The organism is Mucilaginibacter sp. P25 (assembly GCF_050859465.1).
Classification (GTDB): domain Bacteria; phylum Bacteroidota; class Bacteroidia; order Sphingobacteriales; family Sphingobacteriaceae; genus Mucilaginibacter; species Mucilaginibacter gossypii.
In genome coordinates this window covers 5,300,580-5,325,237 of the sequence record NZ_CP193937.1, presented here as the reverse complement: position 1 = coordinate 5,325,237, position 24,658 = coordinate 5,300,580, and the positions used below count along the sequence as shown (strand labels likewise).

General features: G+C 42.1%; 26 protein-coding genes. 21 read left to right on the top strand and 5 right to left on the bottom strand.

All coding sequences use genetic code 11. The features are described from left to right. Window positions 1–8 precede the first annotated feature (8 nt). The 9 genes from ACRQ5D_RS26830 to ACRQ5D_RS26790 all read left to right on the top strand — a co-directional run bounded on the left by ACRQ5D_RS26830 (window position 9) and on the right by ACRQ5D_RS26790 (window position 9,418). On the top strand, window positions 9–374 hold the full coding sequence (locus tag ACRQ5D_RS26830) for a hypothetical protein (protein ID WP_431198412.1): 366 nt from the start codon (window positions 9–11) through the stop codon (window positions 372–374). Next, on the top strand, window positions 352–930 hold the full coding sequence (locus ACRQ5D_RS26825) for a FecR family protein (RefSeq protein ID WP_431198411.1): 579 nt from the start codon (window positions 352–354) through the stop codon (window positions 928–930). The genes ACRQ5D_RS26830 and ACRQ5D_RS26825 overlap by 23 nt, the downstream gene beginning before the upstream one ends. After that, window positions 927–1,151, top strand: a complete 225-nt coding sequence (locus ACRQ5D_RS26820; RefSeq protein WP_431198410.1) for a DUF4974 domain-containing protein — start codon at window positions 927–929, stop codon at window positions 1,149–1,151. The genes ACRQ5D_RS26825 and ACRQ5D_RS26820 overlap by 4 nt, the downstream gene beginning before the upstream one ends. A gap of 238 nt (window positions 1,152–1,389) precedes the next feature. Continuing rightward, the gene (locus ACRQ5D_RS26815; RefSeq protein ID WP_432327188.1) at window positions 1,390–1,821 is read left to right on the top strand and encodes an STN domain-containing protein; all 432 of its coding nucleotides are present in this window, start codon (window positions 1,390–1,392) and stop codon (window positions 1,819–1,821) included. After that, a complete protein-coding gene (locus ACRQ5D_RS26810; protein ID WP_432327186.1) occupies window positions 1,773–2,393 on the top strand; it encodes a TonB-dependent receptor plug domain-containing protein in 621 nt (206 codons plus the stop codon). Before ACRQ5D_RS26815 ends, ACRQ5D_RS26810 begins: the two co-directional genes overlap by 49 nt. Before the next feature lie 2 nt (window positions 2,394–2,395). After that, on the top strand, window positions 2,396–4,900 hold the full coding sequence (locus tag ACRQ5D_RS26805) for a SusC/RagA family TonB-linked outer membrane protein (RefSeq protein WP_244311285.1): 2,505 nt from the start codon (window positions 2,396–2,398) through the stop codon (window positions 4,898–4,900). A gap of 19 nt (window positions 4,901–4,919) precedes the next feature. Then, window positions 4,920–6,896 carry a RagB/SusD family nutrient uptake outer membrane protein gene (locus tag ACRQ5D_RS26800; RefSeq protein WP_091162838.1) on the top strand — a complete coding sequence of 659 codons (1,977 nt, stop codon included), beginning with the start codon at window positions 4,920–4,922 and terminating at the stop codon, window positions 6,894–6,896. Between the two features lie 37 nt (window positions 6,897–6,933). Beyond that, on the top strand, window positions 6,934–8,139 hold the full coding sequence (locus tag ACRQ5D_RS26795) for a DUF5000 domain-containing lipoprotein (RefSeq protein WP_091162839.1): 1,206 nt from the start codon (window positions 6,934–6,936) through the stop codon (window positions 8,137–8,139). A 34-nt stretch (window positions 8,140–8,173) separates the two neighbouring features. After that, on the top strand, window positions 8,174–9,418 hold the full coding sequence (locus ACRQ5D_RS26790; RefSeq protein WP_091162939.1) for a DUF4998 domain-containing protein: 1,245 nt from the start codon (window positions 8,174–8,176) through the stop codon (window positions 9,416–9,418). Between the two features lie 70 nt (window positions 9,419–9,488). Here the strand turns inward: ACRQ5D_RS26790 and ACRQ5D_RS26785 are convergent, their stop codons facing one another. Beyond that, on the bottom strand, window positions 9,489–10,697 hold the full coding sequence (locus tag ACRQ5D_RS26785) for an MFS transporter (protein WP_091162840.1): 1,209 nt from the start codon (window positions 10,695–10,697) through the stop codon (window positions 9,489–9,491). A 77-nt stretch (window positions 10,698–10,774) separates the two neighbouring features. Next, window positions 10,775–11,050 carry an ArsR/SmtB family transcription factor gene (locus ACRQ5D_RS26780; RefSeq protein WP_091162841.1) on the bottom strand — a complete coding sequence of 92 codons (276 nt, stop codon included), beginning with the start codon at window positions 11,048–11,050 and terminating at the stop codon, window positions 10,775–10,777. 231 nt (window positions 11,051–11,281) lie between these two features. On the opposite strand from ACRQ5D_RS26780, the gene ACRQ5D_RS26775 reads away from it, so the two are divergent. Further along, window positions 11,282–11,590: a hypothetical protein gene (locus ACRQ5D_RS26775; RefSeq protein ID WP_091162842.1), complete on the top strand. Its 309-nt coding sequence runs from the start codon at window positions 11,282–11,284 to the stop codon at window positions 11,588–11,590. A gap of 10 nt (window positions 11,591–11,600) precedes the next feature. Here ACRQ5D_RS26775 and ACRQ5D_RS26770 read toward each other — a convergent pair whose 3' ends face one another. Further along, entirely contained in the window at window positions 11,601–12,074 is a 474-nt protein-coding gene (locus tag ACRQ5D_RS26770; RefSeq protein ID WP_090525447.1) for an Lrp/AsnC family transcriptional regulator, read from the bottom strand. Window positions 12,075–12,222: 148 nt separating this feature from the next. Here ACRQ5D_RS26770 and ACRQ5D_RS26765 point away from each other — a divergent pair, with 148 nt between their 5' ends. The 11 genes from ACRQ5D_RS26765 (at window position 12,223) to ACRQ5D_RS26715 (ending at window position 22,945) form a co-directional block, all read left to right on the top strand. Beyond that, window positions 12,223–13,218 carry an NAD-dependent epimerase/dehydratase family protein gene (locus ACRQ5D_RS26765; RefSeq protein ID WP_091162843.1) on the top strand — a complete coding sequence of 332 codons (996 nt, stop codon included), beginning with the start codon at window positions 12,223–12,225 and terminating at the stop codon, window positions 13,216–13,218. An 11-nt stretch (window positions 13,219–13,229) separates the two neighbouring features. Next, window positions 13,230–13,466: a sigma-70 factor domain-containing protein gene (locus ACRQ5D_RS26760; RefSeq protein ID WP_432327181.1), complete on the top strand. Its 237-nt coding sequence runs from the start codon at window positions 13,230–13,232 to the stop codon at window positions 13,464–13,466. Further along, window positions 13,454–14,083, top strand: coding sequence for a sigma-70 family RNA polymerase sigma factor (locus ACRQ5D_RS26755; RefSeq protein ID WP_432327179.1), 630 nt, complete (start codon window positions 13,454–13,456; stop codon window positions 14,081–14,083). The genes ACRQ5D_RS26760 and ACRQ5D_RS26755 overlap by 13 nt, the downstream gene beginning before the upstream one ends. 279 nt (window positions 14,084–14,362) lie before the next feature. After that, entirely contained in the window at window positions 14,363–16,219 is a 1,857-nt protein-coding gene (locus tag ACRQ5D_RS26750; protein WP_091162845.1) for a beta-galactosidase, read from the top strand. A gap of 298 nt (window positions 16,220–16,517) precedes the next feature. Beyond that, window positions 16,518–17,222 carry a hypothetical protein gene (locus ACRQ5D_RS26745; RefSeq protein ID WP_432327177.1) on the top strand — a complete coding sequence of 235 codons (705 nt, stop codon included), beginning with the start codon at window positions 16,518–16,520 and terminating at the stop codon, window positions 17,220–17,222. Continuing rightward, the gene (locus ACRQ5D_RS26740; RefSeq protein ID WP_432329879.1) at window positions 17,132–18,886 is read left to right on the top strand and encodes a response regulator; all 1,755 of its coding nucleotides are present in this window, start codon (window positions 17,132–17,134) and stop codon (window positions 18,884–18,886) included. Before ACRQ5D_RS26745 ends, ACRQ5D_RS26740 begins: the two co-directional genes overlap by 91 nt. 241 nt (window positions 18,887–19,127) lie before the next feature. Next, window positions 19,128–19,733, top strand: coding sequence for an RNA polymerase sigma-70 factor (locus ACRQ5D_RS26735; protein WP_091162847.1), 606 nt, complete (start codon window positions 19,128–19,130; stop codon window positions 19,731–19,733). A gap of 1 nt (window position 19,734) precedes the next feature. Continuing rightward, entirely contained in the window at window positions 19,735–20,697 is a 963-nt protein-coding gene (locus ACRQ5D_RS26730) for a FecR family protein (RefSeq protein WP_091162848.1), read from the top strand. Next, window positions 20,697–21,665, top strand: coding sequence for a carboxypeptidase-like regulatory domain-containing protein (locus tag ACRQ5D_RS26725; protein ID WP_432327175.1), 969 nt, complete (start codon window positions 20,697–20,699; stop codon window positions 21,663–21,665). The genes ACRQ5D_RS26730 and ACRQ5D_RS26725 overlap by 1 nt, the downstream gene beginning before the upstream one ends. Window positions 21,666–21,694: 29 nt before the next feature. Beyond that, window positions 21,695–22,429, top strand: coding sequence for a hypothetical protein (locus tag ACRQ5D_RS26720; protein WP_431198402.1), 735 nt, complete (start codon window positions 21,695–21,697; stop codon window positions 22,427–22,429). A gap of 45 nt (window positions 22,430–22,474) precedes the next feature. Next, window positions 22,475–22,945: a RidA family protein gene (locus tag ACRQ5D_RS26715; RefSeq protein WP_091162940.1), complete on the top strand. Its 471-nt coding sequence runs from the start codon at window positions 22,475–22,477 to the stop codon at window positions 22,943–22,945. A gap of 250 nt (window positions 22,946–23,195) precedes the next feature. Here the strand turns inward: ACRQ5D_RS26715 and ACRQ5D_RS26710 are convergent, their stop codons facing one another. Then, entirely contained in the window at window positions 23,196–23,858 is a 663-nt protein-coding gene (locus tag ACRQ5D_RS26710) for a PQQ-dependent sugar dehydrogenase (protein WP_431198401.1), read from the bottom strand. Window positions 23,859–23,896: 38 nt separating this feature from the next. After that, window positions 23,897–24,505: a hypothetical protein gene (locus tag ACRQ5D_RS26705; protein WP_431198400.1), complete on the bottom strand. Its 609-nt coding sequence runs from the start codon at window positions 24,503–24,505 to the stop codon at window positions 23,897–23,899. Between the last annotated feature and the right edge of the window lie 153 nt (window positions 24,506–24,658).

Below are 24,658 nucleotides of genomic sequence, written 5' to 3'. Positions count from 1 at the left end.
TATATATAATGACATACAATAAAGCGTATTTTCAGGAACTGATAATTGAGCAAATTGCAGGCGTAATAAGTGAGGAAGACAGTCATTTGCTTGAACAGGCTATACAAAATGATCCCCGGATTAAACAACTGTGGGATGAAATGCAACAGGTACTTACTTCAGATAAAGCTCAAACCTTCTTTAATAATATTGATGAAAATAAAGCCTGGAATACAATCCAGCCCGAAATAAAGCCGGTACGATCGATCAGGCATGGCTGGGCAGGCGCAATAAAATGGCTTTCTATAGCGGCTTTATTATGTGTCGCTTTTACTGCCGGATATTATTGGCGGCAAATACCTGTTAATAATCTTGTTGCTGCAAAAAAATCTTAAAACGCCGTCCATTGAGTTACGGCTGGCAAACGGTGAGCATATCAACCTGTCTGATACCAGCAAAAAGGTGATTAATATGTCGTTTGCTCATTTAAAGAAAGGTGTTAACGGTTTAAGTTACCAGGTAGATAATAGTAAAAATGAGGAGTGGAGCACGCTCCTTATTCCTTCAAAATTAAACTACCGGATAGTACTTTCAGACGGTACACAGGTTTGGTTAAATTCGGTATCGAGCCTGCGCTTCCCGTTTTCATTTTTAGGCAAAACCAGGGAAGTGTACTTAACAGGCGAAGCTTTTTTTAAAGTTGCAAAAAATGCTGCTCACCCTTTTATAGTTCATACGGGCCAAACTGATGTGAAAGTTTTAGGTACGGAGTTTAATGTAAATACTTATCATGCTGATGAAATAGTAACTTCGTTGGTTGAAGGCTCGGTATCAACAAGCGGGGGGATAAGCAAAAAATGCTTTTACAACCAGGCTACCAGGCTGTTTATACATCGGGTTCCGGGTTCCGGGCTCAGCCATTTGATCCTGGCGTTGAACTGGCCTGGATGAATGATATTTATTATTTCCATAACACTAAACTTCACGATATAAGCGATGTACTGCTCCGCTGGTTTGATGTAAAAGTAGTTTTTGACGATCCTGCGAAAGCTGATGAAGCATTTAGTGGCGCTATTCAAAAAAACAAACCAATTGAAGTTTTCATTCAAAATATTAAAGCATCTGCAGGAGTTTCGGCCCTTTTAAAGGAAGGGGTTTTACACATCAGGTAAGAAAACGCCACGGTTAAACCACAACCTGTTTCCTGGTTATTTAATGCCTGGCCGTTATGCGCCATGGGAATCATTTGCCCTTGTTTGTCAAACGGATAGCATTAGTAATGTATTGAAATAGTGTTGATTAACAATGTTGGTTTTTCATTTTAATAAAAAATACAATTTTTCTTATTTCCGTTCACCCGTTTTAGCAGGAACAGGTCTTAGAGAAAACCAAATCGTAAACCCAATAAATATGGAGAGAATTCTATTCAGCCGGCGGCTTATACTGCCCTTTATTTTTCTTTTATTGGTAACCCGGTATAGCGCTGTACAAGCGCAGGGTACCGGACCAATAACACTTAAAAAGGCTAACATCAGTTTGGCCGATGTATTTAAATCAATCAAAAAGCAAACGGGCCTAACCGTTTTTTACAGTAACACTCTTTTGAATGACAAAGAATTGGTTACTGTAGATTTTAAAAACGCTGAACTGAAAGAAGTGTTCGGCGTTCTTTTAAAAGGAAAAAACCTGACTTATGTAGTGCGCGACCAACTCATTGTTATTGAAAAGAGTGAACCCGCGCCCATTGTAAACCCTCCCAAAAAAGAACCTGCAGGAGCCGTCGTTCCTAAAAAGTGCAGGGAGTTGTTTCTGATGACAAGGGGCTTACTTTACCAGGTGTAAGTGTTAAGGTTAAGGGAACCATGAACGGCACACAGTCAGACATGGATGGAAAGTACACTCTCAATTTAAAGGAAGGCGGAAGTTCAGTTATTATATTTTCATTTGTGGGATCAAAATCGCAGGAGTTTGATCTTGCAAACTATTCCCCGTCGGCAGCCGGCGTTTATAAAATAAACGTGCAAATGGGGGCTGATAAAAATGCGCTTGAGGAGGTTGCAGTTGTTGCCTACGGTACGCAAAAAAAGACAAGTCTTGTTAGTTCCATTACAACTGTAAACCCTAAGCAACTAAAAGGACCTTCAAGTAACCTTACCACCATGCTGGCAGGCGTGGTACCGGGGATGATCTCTTATCAAAGAAGTGGTGAACCGGGTGCTGATAATGCCCAGTTCTTTATCAGGGGCGTGGGTACGTTTGGAGCTGGTAAGGTTGATCCGCTGATATTGATCGATGGCATTGAAATGGGCACAACCGATCTGGCAAGGCTTCAGCCGGATGACATATCGGGCTTTTCGGTACTGAAGGACGCTACAGCCTCATCACTATATGGCGCAAGGGGGCAAACGGTGTAATATTGGTAACCACTAAGCGTGGTGAAACAGGGGCTGTAAAATTCAATATCCGGGGTGAAAATTCAACATCATCAAACGTCAAGAATATTGATCTGGCCGATAATATTAGTTACATGACATTGGCTAATGAAGCGGTACTTACCCGTAATCCGCTGGGCATCTTGCCTTATTCTCAAAATAAAATAGATCATACTGCAAAAGGCGATGACCCGCTGTTATATCCCAGTAATAATTGGATCAAGCAGTTGATCAAAACCAAAACCAATAACCAACGGTTTAATATGAACGCCAGCGGCGGGTCAGAAAAAGCTAAGTACTATCTGGCCATGACCTATAATATTGATAATGGCAACCTGGCCGAGAACAGCCTTAACAATTTCAGCAACAACATTAAGCTGCAATCATATTCTCTTTTATCAAATACAACTTTAAACCTTACTAAAACCACAGAGGCGGTGGTGAGCTTAAAAGGTCAGTTTGATAGTTATCATGGCCCTATCGGCGGCGGCGGTTACACTTTTTTAAATGCCCTTTGGAGTAATCCTGTAGCTTTTCCGGCAATTTATCCGGGTAATTTGCTGCCATATGTAAACCACCCGCTTTTCGGTAATGCCATTATACCCGGTGGCGGTTTGTATATGAATCCATATGCGCAATCCCTGTCTGGTTTCCAAAGCTCAAATACCAGCACACTGACAGCGCAATTAAGCTTAAGTCAAAAGCTTGATTTTATAACGCAGGGTTTATCGGCAAGGGCAATGGCGTATACTACGCGTTATTCATACTTCACCGTTTCGCGTCAGTATAGCCCTTATTATTACCAATCGGATGTAGTTAACGGAACTTTTAATGGGTTAACGCTACTTAATAACGGATTGGCAGGCAGCAGCGTTGGCAATACGCCAACCGAATATTTGACTTATAATCAAGATCCGGCGTTAAATGTTTCTAATTCCATAGCTTACATTGAAACGGCGGTAACCTATAACCGCACCTTTGCCCAAAAACACGCTGTTAGCGGGTTACTGATCGGGACTATGCGTAACTATCTTACAGGTAATGCCAAAACATTACAATTATCATTGCCGTCACGTAATCAAGGGGTGTCGGGCAGGTTTACCTATGGTTATGATAACCGCTACCTATTTGAGTTTAACTTTGGTTACAATGGGTCTGAGCGTTTTGCAAGTAATCACCGTTTTGGTTTTTTCCCGTCTGTGGGTGCAGGTTGGGTAGTATCTAACGAGAAGTTTTTTGAGCCATTGCTTTCAACTATCGATAACCTTAAATTCAGGGTTACCTATGGTTTAGTGGGTAACGATCAGATAGGAAAGCCGGAAGATCGTTTTTTCTACCTGTCTGATGTTAACTTAAATAATGGCGCCTATGGCCAGTTTGGTACCAACTACCTGTATAGCAGGCCGGGCGTGGTTACCAATCGTTATGAAAATCAAAATATCACCTGGGAGCAATCAAGGCAAACTAACATCGGTATGGATTTAACTGTGGCCAAAAACTTCACATTAACAGTTGATGCCTACCAACAAAAACGTGATAATATTTTAATGGTACGCAGCACCATCCCAACCTCTATGGGTTTACAGGCTGATATATCTTCAAACGCAGGTAAATCATCCAGTAAAGGGGTGGACATTGCTATGGATTACAAGAAAAACTTTAACAACTCTTTCTGGATCCAATCGCGCGGTACGCTTACTTATGCTAAGAGCAAGCTGTTGAAAAATGAAGAACCTGTTTACCCAAATAACCTTCAATACCTGAGCAAAGTAGGTAATTCCTTAAGCCAGATATATGGACTTATAGCCGAGCGGTTATTTATTGATAATGTAGAGGTAGCCAACTCGCCCGTCCAAAGCTTTGGCGACTATAAAGCCGGCGATATTAAATACCGCGACATGAATGGCGATGGAAAAATAACCAGTTCAGATATAGTGCCGATAGGGTATCCGCAAGTGCCGGAAATCATCTACGGTTTCGGTTTTTCTGTTGGGTATAAAAACTTCGATATCAGCGCGTTTTTCCAGGGCTCGGCAAGATCTTCTTTCGTCATCAATTCAGCAGATATTTCTCCTTTTTATTTAGTGAGCGGCAGGCAGGATAACGGTCTTAACACCGGTAACCAAAGCGGCTTGTTAAAATCAATTGCCGATGATCACTGGTCTGAAGATAATCGTAACCCTTACGCGTTTTGGCCACGCTTAAGTAATACCATACAAGCCAACAACAGCGCAACCCCAAATTCTCCAACATCAACATGGTGGTTAAGAAATGGTTCGTTCCTGCGCCTGAAGTCGGCAGAACTTGGATACAATTTCAATAAGAGTCAACTCAAGTTTATCCATTTGAATAGCGCACGTATCTATCTAAACGGCTTAAACCTGTTAACCTTCAGCAGCTTCAAGCTTTGGGATCCCGAAATGGGAACCTCAGGATTGGGTTACCCGATTCAAAAAGTATTTAACGTGGGCCTGCGGGTAGAATTTTAAAAGCTTTCAAATTAATTATATGAAAAGTAATTTTATACAAAAAATTAAGCAATCGGTATTAAGTCAAACACCAAAGAGGAATATCTCCATGGTAATAATGATCTTGATAATGATTGTGCCGGTAACATCCTGTAAAAAATCATTTTTGGATGTTGTCCCTGATAACGTATCAACAATAGCCAACGCCTTTGTTTCACAAACCGAGGCCGAAAAGTATTTATTTACCTGCTACTCATACCTGCCAACGGAAACAGATCCTACTTATAACGTTGGGCTTACCGCCGGTGATGAAGTTTGGGTGGAAGACCCTGCAAATCACATACGGTCAACAAACGTACTGCAACTGCCCAGAGGATTCCAAAACTCGTCTGACCCTATAGCCAATTATATGAATGGTACCAGGGACGCGGCTGCGAATTATAAGGCTATACGGGATTGTAATGTTTTTATTGAAAATGTAAGCGACAAAAGCAAGGTGCTGGATTTGGATATTGACACACGTGAGCGTTGGATAGCGGAAGCCCAATTTTTAAAGGCTTTTTATCATTTTCAACTTTTCAGGGCTTATGGGCCAATACCCATTATCGATAAAAATCTGCCCATTGACGCGTCCATCGACGATATACGGGTAAAACGCAGGCCGGTTGATGAAGTAGTAAATTATATAGCCGGATTATATGATCAGGCTGCTGCAAAACTACCTTTAACAATCAGGAATGAAGGAAGTGAACTGGGGCGTGTTACCAAGGCGGCTGCTTTGAGTATGAAAGCCAAATTGCTGGTAACGGCGGCAAGCCCGTTGTTTAATGGCAACCCGGATTATAATTCATTCAAGAATAAGGATGGCGAGCAGTTGTTTAACCCTACTTTTAGTGTCGAAAAATGGCAGCGCGCTGCCGATGCCTGCAAAGCAGCCATTGATTTTTGCGAATCCCAAAATATACGCCTTTATACGTTTCCTACACCTACTAATCCACTTAGTCAAACTACTATGACTCAAATGGGTATCAGAAACGCGATGAGCGAAAAGTGGAATGAAGAACTGATATGGGGGCTAACTGCCAATAATAACATCAACTATAATTCATTCTTCCAGTCGATGTGCGCCGGGCAATATGATTTTAACAATGCCGATGCAGCAAAGTCAGCCAATCGCCCGTTACTTGGCCCTACCTTAAAAATGGCTAAGATGTTCTACACTAAAAACGGGGTGCCGATTAACGAAGATAAAACTCTTGATTTTAGTGATGTAGCCCAGTTAAGAGTTGGTACTCATGATGAGCGTTTTAACATCAAAGAAGGGGAAACAACTGCAAGGCTTAATTTTGACAGGGAACCGCGCTACTATGCCGATCTGGGATTTGACCGCGGTGTTTGGTATATGGCCAACAGCCCAACTAAAACCGATGAAGATACCTGGTGGATGAAGGCTCGTGGTGCTGAAGTAGGCCAATCTTCACCTATACCAATTGCTGGTTTTTATATGAAAAAAGCCCTTAACTGGCACTACGAATGGGCAACGGTTACCTATATCAATTACCCTTGGCCCGAAATGCGTTTGTCTGATCTGTATTTGCTTTATTCAGAGGCATTAAATGAAGCTCAGGGGCCTGTAGCTGATGTATATACCTACGTAAACCGCGTAAGGGCGCGGGCCGGCCTGCCTACGGTTCAGGATGCCTGGACTAATTACAGTATTAATCCAACCAAATATACTACGAAAGAAGGAATGCGGTCGATTATACAGCGGGAACGCAGCCTTGAACTTTGTTTTGAAGGCCACCGGTTTTGGGACCTTTTACGCTGGAAAACAGCCGGTGTTGAACTTAATGGAAACGTAACAGGATGGACAATAAGCGAAAATTCACCTCAGTTGTATTATCGCGAACGGTTGATTTTTTCGCGGCATTTTGTGATTCCGCGCGATTACTTATGGCCGATAAAAGAAAGCGATTTACTGGTTAACCAAAACCTGGTTCAAAACCCTAACTGGTAGATATAGCGACAATATGTTTAACAATAAAAACATTCACATGGAAACAATGAAATTACGGGCTGCTTTCTGGATCGGGTTGTTAGCAATAATAATAACGGGCTGTAAGCAGGAAACACTTAATAAACCTACTATAACTAATAACAACCCGCCTGGAGTTGTTACCAACGTGCAGGTACAAAACGAAAACGGTAAAGCCAGTTTAACTTATACGTTACCCGGAGATAATGATCTGTTTTACGTAAAAGCAGTTTACGAAACCTCTCCGGGTAAAACACGCGAGGTAATTGCATCACGCTACACCAATACATTAACTGTTGATGGCTTTGGCGATACTCTGGCACATGTGATAAAGCTTTACGCAGTAAATTCAAGCGAAAAGGTTTCGGCACCTGTTAGTGTCACAGCAAACCCTTTAACGCCACCGTATCTCCTTGCTTACCGATCACTTAAAATAACTGCTACTTTCGGTGGTTTTAACATTGCTTGTGATAACCTTACCCAGGATAACCTGGTTATAGTACCAATGGTTGATACAGCTAACAATAGTTTATATGTGCAGCCAAAGGGTATGGATAATGTTTACAGTAACAGCATCTCAATAAAAGCTGCTGTAAGAGGTCAGCCGGCTATTGAGCGTAAGTACGCATTCTTTGTAAGGGATAGATTTTTAAATAAATCCGACACTTTATTTTTAAATCTTACGCCTTTTTATGAGGAGCAGTTTTCAAAATCGGATTGGTCGGTTTACAAGCTGCCAGGCGACGCAACCAACTTGTATTCATATACCGATGTAACCAAAATTTTTGACGGAAACTTTACCGGCGGTTGGCCAAATTGCCTCTTCACGGTTGAAAGTGCCGGAAGCCCGCAAATGGTAACAATCGATCTTGGTAAACAAAGGGTATTCAGCCGCTTTATTCTCAATCCATTCATCGAGATCGGTAATGTATATTATGTAAGGGGTAATTTGCGTGATTTTGAAATATGGGGGTCAAATTCGCCAAATGTGAATGGCGCGCTGGATGCTTCATGGACGAAATTGTTAACCTGTAACATAGTAAAACCATCTGGTTCCCCTTCAGGTACGGAAACAGCTGCTGATTACAAATATGCACATGACGGATGGGGTTTTGATTTCCCTGCCGGATTAAGTGCTTACAGGTACATCAGGATCAGGAGCTTGCGTAACTGGACAGGATCGTACTTTATGAGTATCAGTGAATTTACCATGTTTGGAAAGTAACAAGGCCGATGCATTTATCAATTTAATTACAATTATGAAACTATATAAAATAACATCATGCTATCTTTTAGTGCTGGCCGCTTTCACTATGAGCGCCTGTACAAAAATGGATGATTATAAAAAGAAATATGAGCCCAATGGGGCAATAATATATCCAGGCAAACTGGATTCCGTTCAGGTGTTCTCTGGCAGGAACCGTGTTTTGCTAACCGGTCTGTTTACATCTGACCCTAAAATTGTGAAATACCGGGTATACTGGAACAGTAAACAGGATTCGATAGAAACGCCGGTAACCCGTACATCCGGGGTTGATACGGCTAAATTGTTCATACCCAATTTACCTGAAGGTACAATGACCTTCGAGGTCCGCACTTTTGATAACGGGGGGCATATTTCCGTTCCGGTTACGTTGGCTGCCAATGTATATGGTAATCTTTACCAAAGTTCACTTATCAACAGAGGTATAATCGCGGTCAAATTACAAACAGATGGCTCAGCGTTAATTAACTGGGCTGACGTGAATGCTGATGACGGATTGGTTTCAATGGAACTAAAATACACAGACGCTGCCAACAAACAACGCGATACAGTAATTGTATCGCAGCCAACTGGTTTAAGCACATCTCTGCCTAAATTTAATGCTGGAAAAACGCTTAGTTACCGCACAGGTTTTAAACCCAATAAAACGGCCATTGATACTTTTTATGCAGATTACGTAGATCAGAAGGTAATCGATGTAACTAATGCTTACCTCTTAAACACAGGGCCTTTTCAAAGAAACACCTTTGATGGCCGTTGGGGAACCCTCGCTGCGCCCTGGATAACCAATGCGGCGGCCAAAAATAAAGATGGCGGTACCAATGGGGGCTATAGTTCTGATGGCGGTGGTACCATTAACTGGGAAACATGGAATAATACCCCGGTAGTAAACGGTATCGTATATCAGGTTACTTCTTCGCAGCTATCGGCAGGAAGTTATACTGTGTCATTTGATGCCTATTCGGAGGTGCAATCAAATTCATCGGTTTATTGTGTGGCAGCTGCCGGAGGGAACGGCATCCCGATACTCGCAAACCTTTCAACAGCGCTGGGATCTGTAAAGATGTATAACGGTGCAAATGTAGGTACAACCAGTCCGAGTTCAAGAGACGTAAAAACCTTCACCTTTACAATCTCTTCACCGCAGGTGGTGTCCATAGGATTTCTGGGTAATCTGGTCGGTAATGGAAATCCGGGCAATTATTTTACGGTGTTTAATATTAAACTGTTTAAAAATTAAAAGTGATAAAAAGTCCCTGGTGTTAGCCGGGGGCTTTTTACTTTAATATAGCTATCGTTTACAATTGAGCTTATTCATAAATGGCCACTTGTACAGGTTCGCCCTCTGGTATTTCGTCAATTTGAGCTGATATCGATTTTTTTGTAGCATTTGAGTTAATAAAACTCATGCCAAATGCAAGTAAAAGCAGGGGTACTGTCATCCAGATTACCTGATGGATACCATAATGAGCAATCACAAAACCACCCAGTAAAGTGCCCAATGTAATACCGGCGTTAAAGAAGGAGGGAAGCAGGCTGTTTACAAAGTCAAGCGCTGGTTCCTGAATGCCATGGGTAAGCTGTATATTTGCCGCCAAAAATCCTCCGGTGTGTATAAATCCCCAAACTGAAAGAATAATAACCATTGGAATAAAATGTCCGCCAAACATATAGGCCAATACATGGGTTGCAACTAAAGACAGCAAAAACAGCCGCGTTGTAAGCGTTACATTTTTACTAAGCGCTACACCCATAAGCCAGTTGCCCGCTATCCCTGTTCCTCCAAATACCAGCAACATGATGCTAATCTGAGCCCCGCTCATACGCGAAACTTTATCCAGGTATTCGGCAAGATAACCATAGGTGGCAAACATGCCTGCCAGGATAATGGTTGAAGCCAGTAGCTTAATCCATAAGTGTGCACTCCGCAGCAGCTTTACCTGGCTTTTGGGGCTTGGCTGTTCTTCATTAACCGGCATTGAAGGTGCAAATAGCGTCAATGCGCCAAAGGCTAATAAGTTAATGATGGCCGATAAGATAAAAGATGCCCTCCAACTAAAGAGATCTGCCATATAGGTGGTTAAGGGTACGCCCAACACGGTGGCAACGCTAAGTCCGGCCATTACTATAGAGATGGCTTTGGGCGCGTCTTTTGGCCCTGCTTGTTTTGCAGCTGCAGTCATGGATACAGCCCAAAACACCGGGTGTAAAAACGCCGGTAATATACGGGCAATCATAAGCACGGTGAAGTTCGGCGCTATTGCCGATAACAGGTTGGAAATAACAAATATCCCTAATACCAGGCACATCACAAATTTGCGGTTAAGACGTGCTGTTAGCATATTGGTAAACGGTCCCGCAAGGGCCACAGTTAACGCGAAAGCACTAAGCAGCCAACCTGCCGTATCAATGGAAATATGAAATTCTTTCACCAGGTCAGGAAGGATACCGATAACTCCGAACTCCGTGGTTATGATGCCGAAGGCACCAAGGGCCATAATGTAGATTAATTTATTCATGAGTAGATGTATTTGAATATTTGAATGTTTCGATGTTTTATGTTGAAGTAACCAGTCAAATCAGAAGATGTCAGTACTTAGCTTTTCAGTTCGTTCAGGCAGGCAATGTAGTCGTTAAGTACCTGTTGGTTCAATACATATTTAAGGTTCCGACCTTCTTTTTGTGATAGTAATAAATCGGCATCAACCAGTTGTTTAAGGTGGTGTGATACGGAAGGCTGCGTAAGGTCAAGCAGATCATTTACCTCCGCACAGTAAAGGCAATCTTTCCTTTTTTTAAACTGTTGTAAAATAGCTATCCGGTTCGCATCACTCAGCGCCTTGGATATTTTCTCTATTTTTTTGTTGTCCATTTTTTGCCGTCAATTATATATGTATTCAACGTTATAGTGTAAAGGTAAAATAATATTAACATATAGAAATGTTTCTATGTATTTAACACGCATAAATGACAATAAAAGGATATATGGGCAAGCCTTATGGGAGAGAGATGCTTCTCCGATGTTTCATTTTGTCACAAACACACCCGTTTGTTGGCACATTTGCCTGTTTAATAGTGATCGTGCTGATCTTAATTTTATGGTATGAAAGTAGTAAGAGTACAATACACCACGCGCGCGGAGTTTGCGGCCACCAATCAGCGGAACATCGCTGCCATTGTTGAAGAGTTGAAAACTTTAAATCATCCCGGTATTAAATATACAGCATGGCTATTGCCCGACGGTAAAACATTCATGCATTTTGATCAGCTCGAAAATGAAGAAGCCCACCTTGTATTACAAGGGCTGGCTTCGTTCCATAAGTTTGCTGACGAACTCGAGGCCAGTGATTTAGAAGTCGAACCCAAGCTTGAGCTGCTTTCGCTTGTGGCGTCTACGGAGACCTATTTTTAATGCACTAAAACTACTGTTTGCCGATTGGTAAAGCCGTTTCTGTTTTCGCAGCTTTCATTACGAGTTTGGTTTCTACCTTGCCAATGGCAACAACCGCGAAAAGCCGGTTCATCAAAAAATCATAGTACTCTTTGCGGTCTTTTACGGTTACCTTAAGTATAAAGTCAAAATCGCCGGTGAGGTGATAGCATTCCAGTACTTCCGGAAGTTTAATGATCTCACTTTCAAAATGACTTAAACTGTGCTGGCTGTGGTCCTTCAGTTGCACATGCGTAAAGGTCATGAAATCCAGCTCGAGCTTTTCATGATCAAGCACCGCAACATATTTTTTAATATAACCTCGCTCCTGGAGCGAACGGATCCTGTTATTGATAGGAGTAGTGGTTTTGTTAAGCTTAAGGCCTATCTCCTGGCCGGTAAGGCGCGCATTTTCCTGTAAAAGCTGGAGTATGCGGATATCTGTTTCATCGAGTTGGTTGAGCATGAGAGTTATAAAAACTAAAATATAAGCTTTAAATATTTATCAAAAGTTTTAAAACCTGTTTTTAAGAATATTTTTAGTCTTAAAAACCAAATTTTAAGTGCTGTGTGGATTATGAGATTGTGAATATACAATTTTACATCGTAATACTATGAAGCACGACAAAAAACAACTATCGCCGGTAATCCTTGTTACGGGCGCCCGGGGGCAGATCGGTACCGAACTGGTTGCCGCTTTAAGAAATATTTATGGCAGGGAACAAGTAATTGCCACCGACTTACACGATGCTACGACAATCGTGGATTTAGAAGGGCCATATCATCAGTTAAATGTATTAGACAAAGATGAACTGGAAAACCTGGTTGCTACCTATGGAGTAACTCAAATTTATCATCTTGCAGCTACCTTATCTGCCAAAGGAGAAGAGACCCCGCTAAAAGCATGGCACCTGAACATGCAAAGCCTGCTCAATATATTGGAAGCAGCCAAAGATCATAAATTGGATAAAGTGTTTTGGCCGAGCAGTATCGCTGTATTCGGGCCTTCAACAGCACGTAAGATCAGTCCCCAGAATGCTTTGCTTGATCCGCAAACTGTCTATGGTATCAGCAAGGAAGCTGGTGAACAATGGTGCGCCTATTACAGGGAGCATTATGGGGTGGATGTACGCAGCCTGCGTTATCCAGGATTGATCAGCTACAGCGCCCCGGCTGGCGGGGGGACTACGGACTATGCGGTAGCTGTATTTCACGAAGCTTTGAAGAATGGACGTTACGAATGCTACCTAAGCCCCAACACTGCATTACCTATGATGTATATGGATGACGCGGTAAGGGCTACACTTCAACTGATGAACGCGCGCGTGGAAGCACTCAAAGAACGCGGAGCATATAATATCGGTGCTTTAAGTTTTACACCTGCCGAGCTTGCCACAGAACTGAACAAACACCTGCCCGATTTTACCATCAGTTATAGCATCGACAAGCGCCAGTCCATTGCAAACTCATGGCCGGCCAGTGTTGATGATGCTGAAGCAAGGCGCGACTGGAACTGGCACCCTGAATATGATCTTGTCGCTATGACTGCAGATATGCTTGATCATCTTACACCTGTTTATAAAAACAACAACATTGCAACAGTGAGTTAAATAAGGGGTTGATGAGAGACCTGAATATTACCCAATCGATCACAGCCCGGGATGCTGCTTCGCTGGAGAAGTATTTTAGTGATATTACCCGCGAGCCAACTATCAATGCGGAAGAAGAAGTTCTGTTGGCTGGGAAGATCCGGCAGGGAGATCTGTCGGCTTTGCATAGGTTGGTAAAGGCCAATCTGCGTTTTGTGGTTTCCGTGGCAAAAAGTATCAGCACCAGGGCATGCCCATGGGCGACCTGATAAGCGAAGGTAATTTGGGTTTGCTTGAAGCCGCGAAACGGTTTGACGAAACCCGCGGCTTCAAGTTTATATCTTATGCAGTTTGGTGGATCAGGCAGCGAATCATGGAAGCACTGTTAGATAAAACGCGGATGATCCGCCTGCCTGCCAACCAGGTGGATATGATTGTTCATGTTAACAGGGCTACAGGGGTTCTGGAACAACGACTTGAGCGACTGCCCGTTCAGGATGAAATAGCGGCATTCCTGGAAACTGCTGAATGGAAAGTGAAAGAAGCTTTGCATGCGGCGCCTTTTACACATTCGTATGATAAAGCCAATACACCCGGCAATGACGGATACAGCCTGCTTGATCGTTTACATACAGATGAACCCGGAATAGAAGGCCTTTTGGAAGCTTACCAACTTAAACAGCAGCTTGATGATTTGCTTAATAAGCTAAACGATGCTGAACGATCTGTTGTGTTTTATCATTATGGTCTGGACGGGCACAGTGAACTCTCGGCTCCCGAAATCGGTAACCGGCTTGGTATTAGCGCAGAAAGGGTGAGGCAGCTACGAAACCGGGCTATTGACAAGCTTAGGGAAAGTGCTAATTTGAAAAAGCTTGAAATTTAAAATAAGCAGGTAGGGATTTTATTTTTTTCTGCGTCTTAATTTCTTTCGATACTTTATCCTGCATTAACTTCACCAGTCCATTATTCAGGGCTAATTTGCGATTAAAATGAGCTGCTGAACTATTTATCTTGCATCCGCTGGATTAAGCAAACGTTTGCGCTAAATTAAGATTGCAGGAAATTAGGCATTCCTATTTAACCTTTATAATTTAGGAACTTGAAAACATCATGGTCGGTACACTTAACACACGGTCAATCATGTTTAACCCTACAAATGCAAATGAAAAAAACACTCCTCTCTTTATTATTGCTAACCCTCATAATTTCACAGGTTTTTAGCCAGGCGAAACATAGTTTTAAAATTGCTGAAGGCAATTTTATTTATGATGGAAAACCTATCCAAATCCACTCGGGCGAAATGCATTTTGCAAGAATCCCTAAAGCTTACTGGAAGCAGCGCCTGCAAATGCTCAGGGCAATGGGTATGAATGCGGTTGCCACTTACGTTTTCTGGAACCATCATGAGGTTAGTCCGGGTGTATGGGATTTTAAAACGGATAACCGCGATATCCGCGAGTTTGTAAAAACCGCACAGCAGGAGGGCTTAATGGTAATATTAAGGCCGGGGCCTTATGCTTGTGCCGAATGGGAATTTGGCGGCTATCCTTGGTGGCTCCAAAATGATAAACAATTGGTTATCCGCAGTAAAAACGACCGCTTCCTTGATTCGTGCAAAACTTACATCAACCAGTTGATGGGGCAGGTTAAAGATTTGCAAATAACCCATGGCGGGCCAATAATTATGGTTCAGGCCGAAAATGAATTTGGATCATATGTAGCCCAGCGTAAGGATGTGCCGCTTGCCGATCATAAAATTTACAGCGCAGCTATAAAAGATCTGCTTTTAAAAGCGGGCGTTGATGTGCCATTGTTTACTTCTGATGGCGACTGGTTGTTTGAAGGCGGCGTAATTAAAGGGGCATTGCCAACTGCCAATGGCGAAGGTGATACCAAAAATTTGAAGAAGCTCATTAACCAATATAACGGAGGAAAAGGCCCTTATATGGTGGCCGAATATTATCCTGGCTGGCTTGACCATTGGGGCGAGAAATTTGAAAAAGTATCAGAAACCTCGGTAATCAAAGACCTGGAGAAGTACCTGAAAGATACCGTATCATTTAATATATACATGGCACATGGTGGCACCAATTTTGGTTTCACAAGCGGTGCTAATTATGACAAGGAACATCAAATTCAGCCGGATATCACCAGCTATGATTACGACGCCCCTATTAGTGAGGCAGGATGGATAACTCCCAAGTTTACAGCTATCCGCAACCTGATGAAAAAGTATGCGGCCTATGCTATTCCTGAAGTGCCTACGCAGATCCCTGTGATACAGATTCCGGCTATTAAGCTTACCAAAACGGCCGATTTGCTGGAGATGGCGAAAGCCCAGCAGGCAGTAGAAAGCGATACCCCACAAACATTTGAAGCGCTTAATCAGGGCTATGGTTATGTATTATACAGCCGTAAATTTACCCAGCCTGTCAGCGGCACTTTAAACCTGGAAGGCCTGCGGGATTATGCAACCATATATATAAATGGCGAAAAAGTTGCGGAGCTTAACAGACAAAGTAATAAATTCAGCTGTCCTATAAATATTCCTTTTAACGCGCGTTTGGATATTTTGGTTGAAAACCTTGGCAGGATCAATTATGGTGGCGAGATCATTCACAATCTTAAAGGAATCATTAGCCCGGTGAAGGACGACGATCATGAAATTACAGGTAACTGGCAAATGTATGAGCTACCTATGGATAAAGCACCGGCGCTCGGGGCAGGCACAACAAACACAACCGGCCATCCAGCACTTTACCAGGGAACATTTGACCTGAATAAAGTGGGGGATACCTTTTTAGACATGAAGAATTGGGGAAAGGGTATAGTATTTGTAAACGGGATCAACATTGGTCGCTATTGGAAAATTGGCCCGCAGCAAACGCTTTATTTGCCAGGCTGCTGGCTTAAAAAAGGTACAAACAGTATCGTTGTACTTGATCAGTTGAATGATATCCATCAAACGGAGATCGTTACGGTAACCATGCCGGTATTAGATGGCCCGGTGAGTAAATAATATAATTTAACTTAAGGAATGACGGCAGGAAATTATCTTGGCGTCTTTTTTATGGCTGTTATTCAACAGGGTTGGATTTTAATATTTAACTATTACTATTTAAACATAAGGGGTAATTTAACCTATCGTTTATATCAATAGATAAGCCTTAATAATAGTTCTAAATATTCGTACGGGTTGTTATATTCACGCTTAATTATGAAATTCTTAAGTTAGATTAAGGAAAATAAATCCTGTTTCATATTTCTGAACGAAACAATTTGCAAGCTTTTGGTTTGATAATAGGTGCCGTAAATCGATGAAGATCAGTAAGGTTCTATATGTTATATTTATATTATTGATCGGAACCAAAGCAAGGGTATCTGCACAAAAAACCTATGTAGCCGCGGTACACGGCGTGCTCGATCTTCGTAATCAGCCTATCAACGATAAAATTGAACTGACGGGAAACTGGCTGTTTTATTGGAACCAATTAATAAATCCCACTGACACCACTGCTATTAAAGACAGGCTTTTGGTTGAGTTCCCATTTAAATGGAGTGGCTATACCTGGCGGGGCAAAAAGCTACCTGCGTTTGGCTATGGTACTTACCGGCTTAAAATTTTACTTCCCCAAAAACACGGCGAATTAAAGCTGGCCATGCCTGATGTTTACAGCGCGTACAGGCTTTATATTAACAAAAAGTTAGTATCGTCGAACGGGAAAGTAACTACTTCCCGAAAGGGATTTGAAGGACATTGGGAATATCATGCTGTTGACCTGCCCAGCAGCGATACCATCAATATCACATTACAAGTTTCCAATTTTATACACAGTAAAGGAGGGATCAGTAAACCCATCTTCATAGGGCCTGCGGAAAGAATTGACCTGGCCCGGCATCGCGCCGAAGGTATTGATCTGATGCTGACGGGCTGTTTACTGATGGGGGGATTATTTTTCTTGGTTTATACCTGCTGGGCAGCCGTGATAAAGCCATTTTACTTTTTGCCCTGTTCTCGATAGTTTATAGTTACCGGATCATAGGTACAGATAACTATGTGCTGCACACCTTATTGCCTAATATTAACTGGTACATAACGGCCCGGTTGGAATATATGAGCTTATTTTCAGGGATAGGTTTGTTTGGCCTTTACACGTTATACTTATATCCGGCAGATGTAAATCGGCGGGTTGTAAATATTATTAATGGCATTTGCTTTTCGTTCACTTTAATGACATTATTTAGTCCTCCGTGGATTTTTACCCAGCTCGTGAACCCATTTTTAGCAGTGATGCTGTTTTGCCTCGTTTATATTCCATATGTATACTCAAAAGCCTGGCGCAATAACAGGCCCGGATCTGTTTATGCTTTAATGAGCGCATTTGCTTTAATGTCGGTATTTGCGATATCGCTTTTTCATTACTGGGCATTAATATCTCCGCTGCAGCTGATTAGTTTTTTAGGATATATCGCTTTTTTCTTTTTGCAGTCGCTGGTGTTAGCGCACCGGGTATCATTTGTATTGAAAAAGGCGAGGGCTGAAGCCGAACAGGGTTTAAAGGTTAAAAGTGAATTTTTGAGCACGATGAGCCATGAAATCCGGACACCGCTTAATTCGGTAATAGGGATGAGCCATCTGCTGCTTAAGAACGAGCCTCGCAAGGATCAGATCGAACATCTCAACGTCATGCTTTTTTCGGCTAATAACCTTTTGGCAATAGTGAATGATGTATTGGATTATAACAAGATAGAAGCCGGGAAGATAACTTTTGAAAGTATTGAAATAGACCTGGCTGCACTTGCCCGTAATGTAGTAGGTGGTTTGCAAACAGTAGCACACGATAAGGATATAAACCTACGCCTTGATTTTGATAAGAAATTGCAGCATAAACTGCTTGGCGACCCTACCCGCTTATCGCAGGTAATTACCAACCTCGTTCATAATGCCATAAAATTTACTCCAAGCGGCGAGGTAGTTTTAGGAATTGAGGTGAAAGAGCAAACCGAAACTACGGCTACATTAATGGTGTTTGTTAAAGATACTGGTATCGGCATTCCCCGCGGCAAACAGAAACTCATATTTGAGCGCTTTACCCAAGCCGATTCGTCCATATCACGCAGTTTTGGTGGGACAGGTTTAGGTCTTGCAATCAGTAAAAAAATATTGGAGTTACAGGAATCGTCCTTGCAGTTAATTAGTGAGGAAGGAGTAGGCTCGGTATTTTATTTTATTAAAACCTTTGAAAAAGCTGGTAAAATATCGGAGACGGTTAATGTTAACCTTAAACCCGATGCAAATGATAAGCTCCTGAGCGGGATCTCTATCTTGCTGGTTGATGATAACCCGATGAATGTGCTGGTAGCGCAAACTTATTTAAAACGCTGGGGGGCTACTACCGACGTGGCAACCAACGGGCAGGAAGCGCTTGACAAACTGGATACGTCAAAACATCGTCTCGTGTTGATGGATTTGCAAATGCCTGTGATGGATGGGTATGAATCTACAAAGAGAATGAGATTGAACGGCATAAACATCCCCATTATAGCGCTTACCGCCAATCTTCCCAAAGATGTAGAGGACGAAGCTTATAAAACAGGTTTTGATGACATTGTGATGAAGCCTTTTTTACCCGATGAACTACATAGTAAAGTATTGCACTACGTTTTTAAGCAGGAGCATGTGTAAGATGTTCCTGAATCAAACTTCCTGTTTATTTTCTGAATAAAAATTTCATTCACTCATAGGGGTAAAATGATCCTGGCGTGTTTCAGGATAAATTTTACTAAAATGAACAGATTAGCTTCCTTATTACTTCTTATTACTTTTATTTACCCTCCCGATAATAATTGGGCCAGGCGGATAATGGAGGAAAATAAATGGATAAACATCCTTGCAACCATTAATTACCGCATTAAGATTTAATTGAATGTTAACCCAAACTGATCATATTTTGGATATAAATAGCGAACAATTGATCCCGCTGCTGCTCTCGGGCGATGAAGCAACCTTTGAAAAGGTATATAAGCACTTCATCAGGCCGCTGCATGTGTATGCTATCTCTATTTTAAGAGATGAAGATACCGCGAAGGGGATGGTACAAAACGTTTTTATGCGGCTGTGGGAACGAAAGGAACGGCTGAATTTTACCGGCTCGATAAAGGCCTACTTGTATGGCGCGGTTTATAACGAATGCCTTAATAACCTTAGGCACCAGAAAGTAAAGGTTAATCACCAGCAGCACGTACTGTATATGACAAAGGATAAAGTTGATGGGGCCGCCGGTATGGAACTGCTTGACCTCAAAGAAAAATTACAACAGGCATTAAATGACCTGCCCGAAAAATGCCGTACAGTGTTTCAGTTGAGCAGGTTTGAGGATTTAAAATACCAGGAAATTGCTGATGAATTAGGCATCTCCATAAAAACAGTAGAAAACCAGATGGGCAAGGCGCTGAAAACATTACGGCTCAAATTAGTTGACTACCTGCCGTTGATCATTTGGCTTATAAGCCGGGCTTTTAATATTATTTAACATGATGGACGATTTATTAACCAAATACATGCTGAACGAGACCACGCCGGTTGAGAATGAAACCATCAACCGCTGGCTTGGCGAAAATGATGATAACCGGAAATATTTTGATCATTTTAAACTGATCTGGGATACCAGCCGCGAACTTAAAATAGAAAGTAAGCTTGATCCCGATACTTCATGGGTCGAATTTAAACAGTTGGCACAAAACAGGGGTGAAGCACCGGCTAAAATTAAATCTTTAAAGCCGGTAAACCGCTGGCTTAAAATGGCTGCTATGTGGCTGGTGATATTAGGCACTGCCGGTACCTTATACACCCTGCTCAAGCCGGTCAAAGTTAATATGCTTGCACTGCAAAGTGGTAATATAGTACGCAAGGTTACCTTATCAGATGGATCATTGATCACCATGAATAAAAACTCGGTGTTGAATTACCCGGACAGATTTACCGGCGATACCAGGGAGATATCGTTAAAAGGAGAAGCTTTTTTTGATGTGGCTCATGACAAATCAAAACCATTTATGATCCACGTAAATGATGTGGTTGTAAAGGTGGTTGGCACATCATTCAATATCAAAGCTATTGGCCCTAATACCGAGGTTATTGTTGAAACCGGCGTAGTGCAGGTAATTCAGCAGGAGATCACCGTAAAGCTAAAGCCGAAGGAAAAAGCATCAGTACAAGGTGGTCGCCTGCAAAAAGGTAGCAGCCAGGATGAGCTATATAATTATTATCGTACCCAAAAGTTCGTAGCTAATAAAACACCACTATGGCGGCTTGTGGACGTACTCAACGAGGCCTATCACGCAAATATTGTGATAGATAATAAAAAGCTGGCTAATAGGACTATAACAACCACATTTAAAGCAGGTTCACTTGATGGGATATTAGAGGTCATAAGCAAAACCCTTGGCGATGTTAAAGTGATCAAAAAGCCTCATCTCATCATAATCAAAAACTGATGGAAAAGAAACTAAATATATTATTTTATATAATGCTCGTATTGGCGGGCTGCCTGCTCATTACCAACGCGCTGGCACAGGATAACCTGAGCCGTACTGTAACGCTCAGTGTTAAACAAAAAAAGATAGCCGAGATACTGACCATTATCGGTGAAAAAGGTAAGTTTTATTTCTCATACAGCAATGATGTCATTAAAACTGATAGTGTGGTGAGCATAGTATCATCCGGGCAAACAATTAAAAGCCTGCTTGATGAGCTGTTTCATGGCAGGGTTGATTATAAGGAGTCGCCGGGATATATTATACTCCGGCCTACCCCATACAGGTTAACCCTTGTGCCTGATACCCTGGCCGGGCCAGGCAATGTTTATTACATCAGCGGTTACGTGTATGATGATTTCACCGGCAAAAAACTTTACAATGCCAGTGTTTATGAAAAAAATTCGCTGGAATCAACCCTTACCGATCAGAACGGTTACTTCCAGCTCAAGATAAAAGCCAATGGTATGATTACTCTTAATGTAAGTAAGGAGCTATATCGTGATACCAGTATCAATTTTTTAAATAATGTAAACGTATCCATAAAATCACGCGAATATTATTACAGCGCCGATGCCGCAAATTCAAAATCAGACAGGAGCTGGCTGGGCAGAATGTTCCTTTCATCAGGCCAGAAAATACAGAACCTTAATTTAGGCGGTTACCTTTCAACGGTTCCGGTACAAACCTCGCTTTTACCAAGTTTAGGAAGCCATGGTATGATGAGCGGGCAAATTGTCAATAACTTTTCGCTCAATATTTTAGGGGGTATAACGGTGGCGTTAATGGCGTTGAACTTGGGGGACTGTTTAATATCAACAAACAGGAAGTTAAATATGTACAGGCGGCCGGGCTCTTTAATATTGTTGGGGGTAACAGCAAAGGCGTTCAACTGGCCGGCATTAATAATAACGACCAGAAAAACATAGAAGGTATCCAGGCGGCGGGCATATATAATATGGTAAAAGACAGTCTTAAGGGTGTTCAGCTTGCCGGGATCTTTAACCACGTGAGAAATAGCAAAGGTATCCAGGCGGCAGGTATTTACAATTACACCCGGAAAAACAACAAAGGTTTTAGTATTGCAGGGATAGCCAATGTTACAGGCAACGACGCAAGTGGAATGCAGATGGCAGGAATTTTTAATAAAGCCCGGGTAATAAAAGGTGTGTCATTTGCTATGGTAAATATTGCCGATACGCTTGATGGTTATGGCATCGGCTTATTGAATATTTCGCGTAATGGATATGCTAAAATTGAAGTGTACAGTAACGAGATCACTACAACAAACATCGCCTTTAAATCGGGGAATGCTAAACTGTATTCCATCATATCAGGCGGCGTTAATTTTACAGATAAGCATGTTTATTATAGCACAGGTTTTGGCTTAGGTCACGATTTTATCTTCAATAACAATATGTCACTGTCAGCTGAAGGTTCGACTCACTTACTATTGGCAAAAGGATGGAAAAACCAAAATCAGATAAACCGGGTAAGCGCGTTGCTCAATTTCAGGGCAGGTTCAAAAGTTAGCTTCTTTGCAGGGCCGTCATTTAACGTTTACACAAACTATGGCCATCATCCCGGTGACGGCGATATTCAGCAGATCATAAAAAACAAACCCGGTTTGATTGATTGGGGTAACCGCACAAAAGGTTGGATCGGTTGGTCGGCCGGTATCACGATATTGTAAGTGTGCTTTAATATGGTCAAATTTGTGCAAACCAATAATCACCTGATGAAAAAAATCCTTTACCTCATTTTGTTCTGCACATCGTCGGCTTGTTTTGCCCAGGAGGCTAATAAAGACGTGACTTTTTTAAACCCATCCACAGTCGGTAAGCCATTTGGCTATTCTCACGCTGTAATTGTTGACCTGGGTAAAAATAAAATGGTGATCATGTCGGGCCAGGTTGGTTTGGATCAGGCCGGTAAGCTTGCCGGCAAAGGTGATCTGGCGAGCCAAACTGAACAGGTTTTTACTAATATCAAAAACATTGTTGAGGCTGCAGGCGGCACCATGAATGATTTGGTTGAGTTGAACTACTATATCATAGACGCATCGCAGGTACAGGTAGTTCGTAATATAAGGGATAGATATGTGGATACAAAGCAACCACCGGTAAGTACACTGGTGCAGGTAAGCAAGCTTTTCAGAGATGATATTTTAATTGAGATAAAAGCGACGGCTGTTATCAAAAAGAAGTGAGGTTGATATTAAGCCTGCGAAGTTTTAAAAACTTCGCAGGCTGATTTACGTGTTACCACTTTTTATTGGCAGCCCTTGCTACCTTTGCCTATGCAGCAGTTACCTCATTTGCCTTATTGCCAAAGGCCATTAAATTAAAAAAACCGACGACAGGTTACCTTGTCGCCGGTTTTTATGTCTTATTTTTACCTGTGAGGCAATACTTGTAAGTAAGATTATCAATGATAAAATGAGGGCTTTTTTTAGTCCGTTATTGTTTTTTATAGGTGATTTTATAAATATTTCCAGCTACATCATCGGTAACGTAAAGTGAGCCATCGGGGGCTTGCGCCAAGCCGCATGGACGGTGGGCCGCAGCGCCCGAAGCAGTATTAGCAGCAGAGCCAGAAAAGCCGTCGGCAAAAACTTCCCACTGACCATTAGGCTTGCCATCTTTAAACGGTTGAAATACCACGAAGTAACCAGCCTGCGGTTCAGGTGCGCGGTTCCATGAACCATGAAAAGCTATGAATGCACCATTTTTATATTTCGCGGGGAACTGATCGCCGGTGTAAAATAACAGGCCGTTAGGGGCAAGGTGGCCCGGATAAGCAGCTGCAGGGTCGATAGCATTTTTTCCGCCTTCAATCTTGCCGTCGCCGCCATATTCAGGCATCAGCATTTTTTTATGTTGTTCCTGGTCGTAATACATATAAGGCCAGCCTGCATTATCTCCTTTTTTAAGCGCATACATACACTCGGCAGGTAATATGGCCGATTGTTTAGCGGTGAAATATTGTGGATAGAATTCAAAAAGCTGGTCGCGGCCGTGCTGCATTACAAAAAGCTGGTTGTTTTGCTGGTTCCAGGTGATACCTACAACATTACGCAGACCGGTGGCATAACGTATACCATCGCCATAATGCTGGTTCAATTTATCTGCTTTAAACTGCCAGATGCCGCCGGCCGAATCTAAAATAGGGCAGCCCTTTTGGCCCGGGGAACCTTTTTTCGGTCTTCAACCTGGCAGGCATTTGAGTAAGCGCCAATGTTTACGTAAATGTTGCCATCGTTATCAAGCGTTATGGCCTTAGCTTCATGCTCATGACGGCTAATAAGGCCGGTAACAATTTTTTCGGGCTGGTCAGCATTGATTACCTCGCCCTTATCGTTCAGTTTATAACGAAAAACCTCTTCATCCGACGATGCATACAGGTACCCGTTTTTAATCGACATGCCTGTGCCGCTATAAGCGCCAAAGCTGTTCTTTACGGTTGCCTTGCCGCCATCTTCGTGAAGCATTAATATCCCCTTGTTGTTTTTAACATTTGTAAGCTTTACATAGATGTCGCCTTGCGGTGTAATGGCAATATGGCGGGTGCCACCAAGTTTTTCAGCAATAATACTGGCGCTAAAGCCTTCAGGAGTTTTAATACCCGCGTTTTCTGTTGATGGAGCAGGAGTAGAAGTGCTATCAGCAGTTTTCTTTGAGTCGCTATTACTTTTGCAGGCTGTAATAAACATAATACCTCCCATAGCAACTACAGGCAGTATGGAACGTAATAATTTGCGGTTTTTCATGGTGAAAATTAATGGTTATTAAATTAAGTAAATATACCGATAATCCTAAAATCTCTTTTGTAGTAATCGAGTAACATTGTTGATTTTTTTAAGCATATCAATTAATAAAATTTGGCAACAATAGATTGCGGCCTTAATTGTTTGAAATAAAAT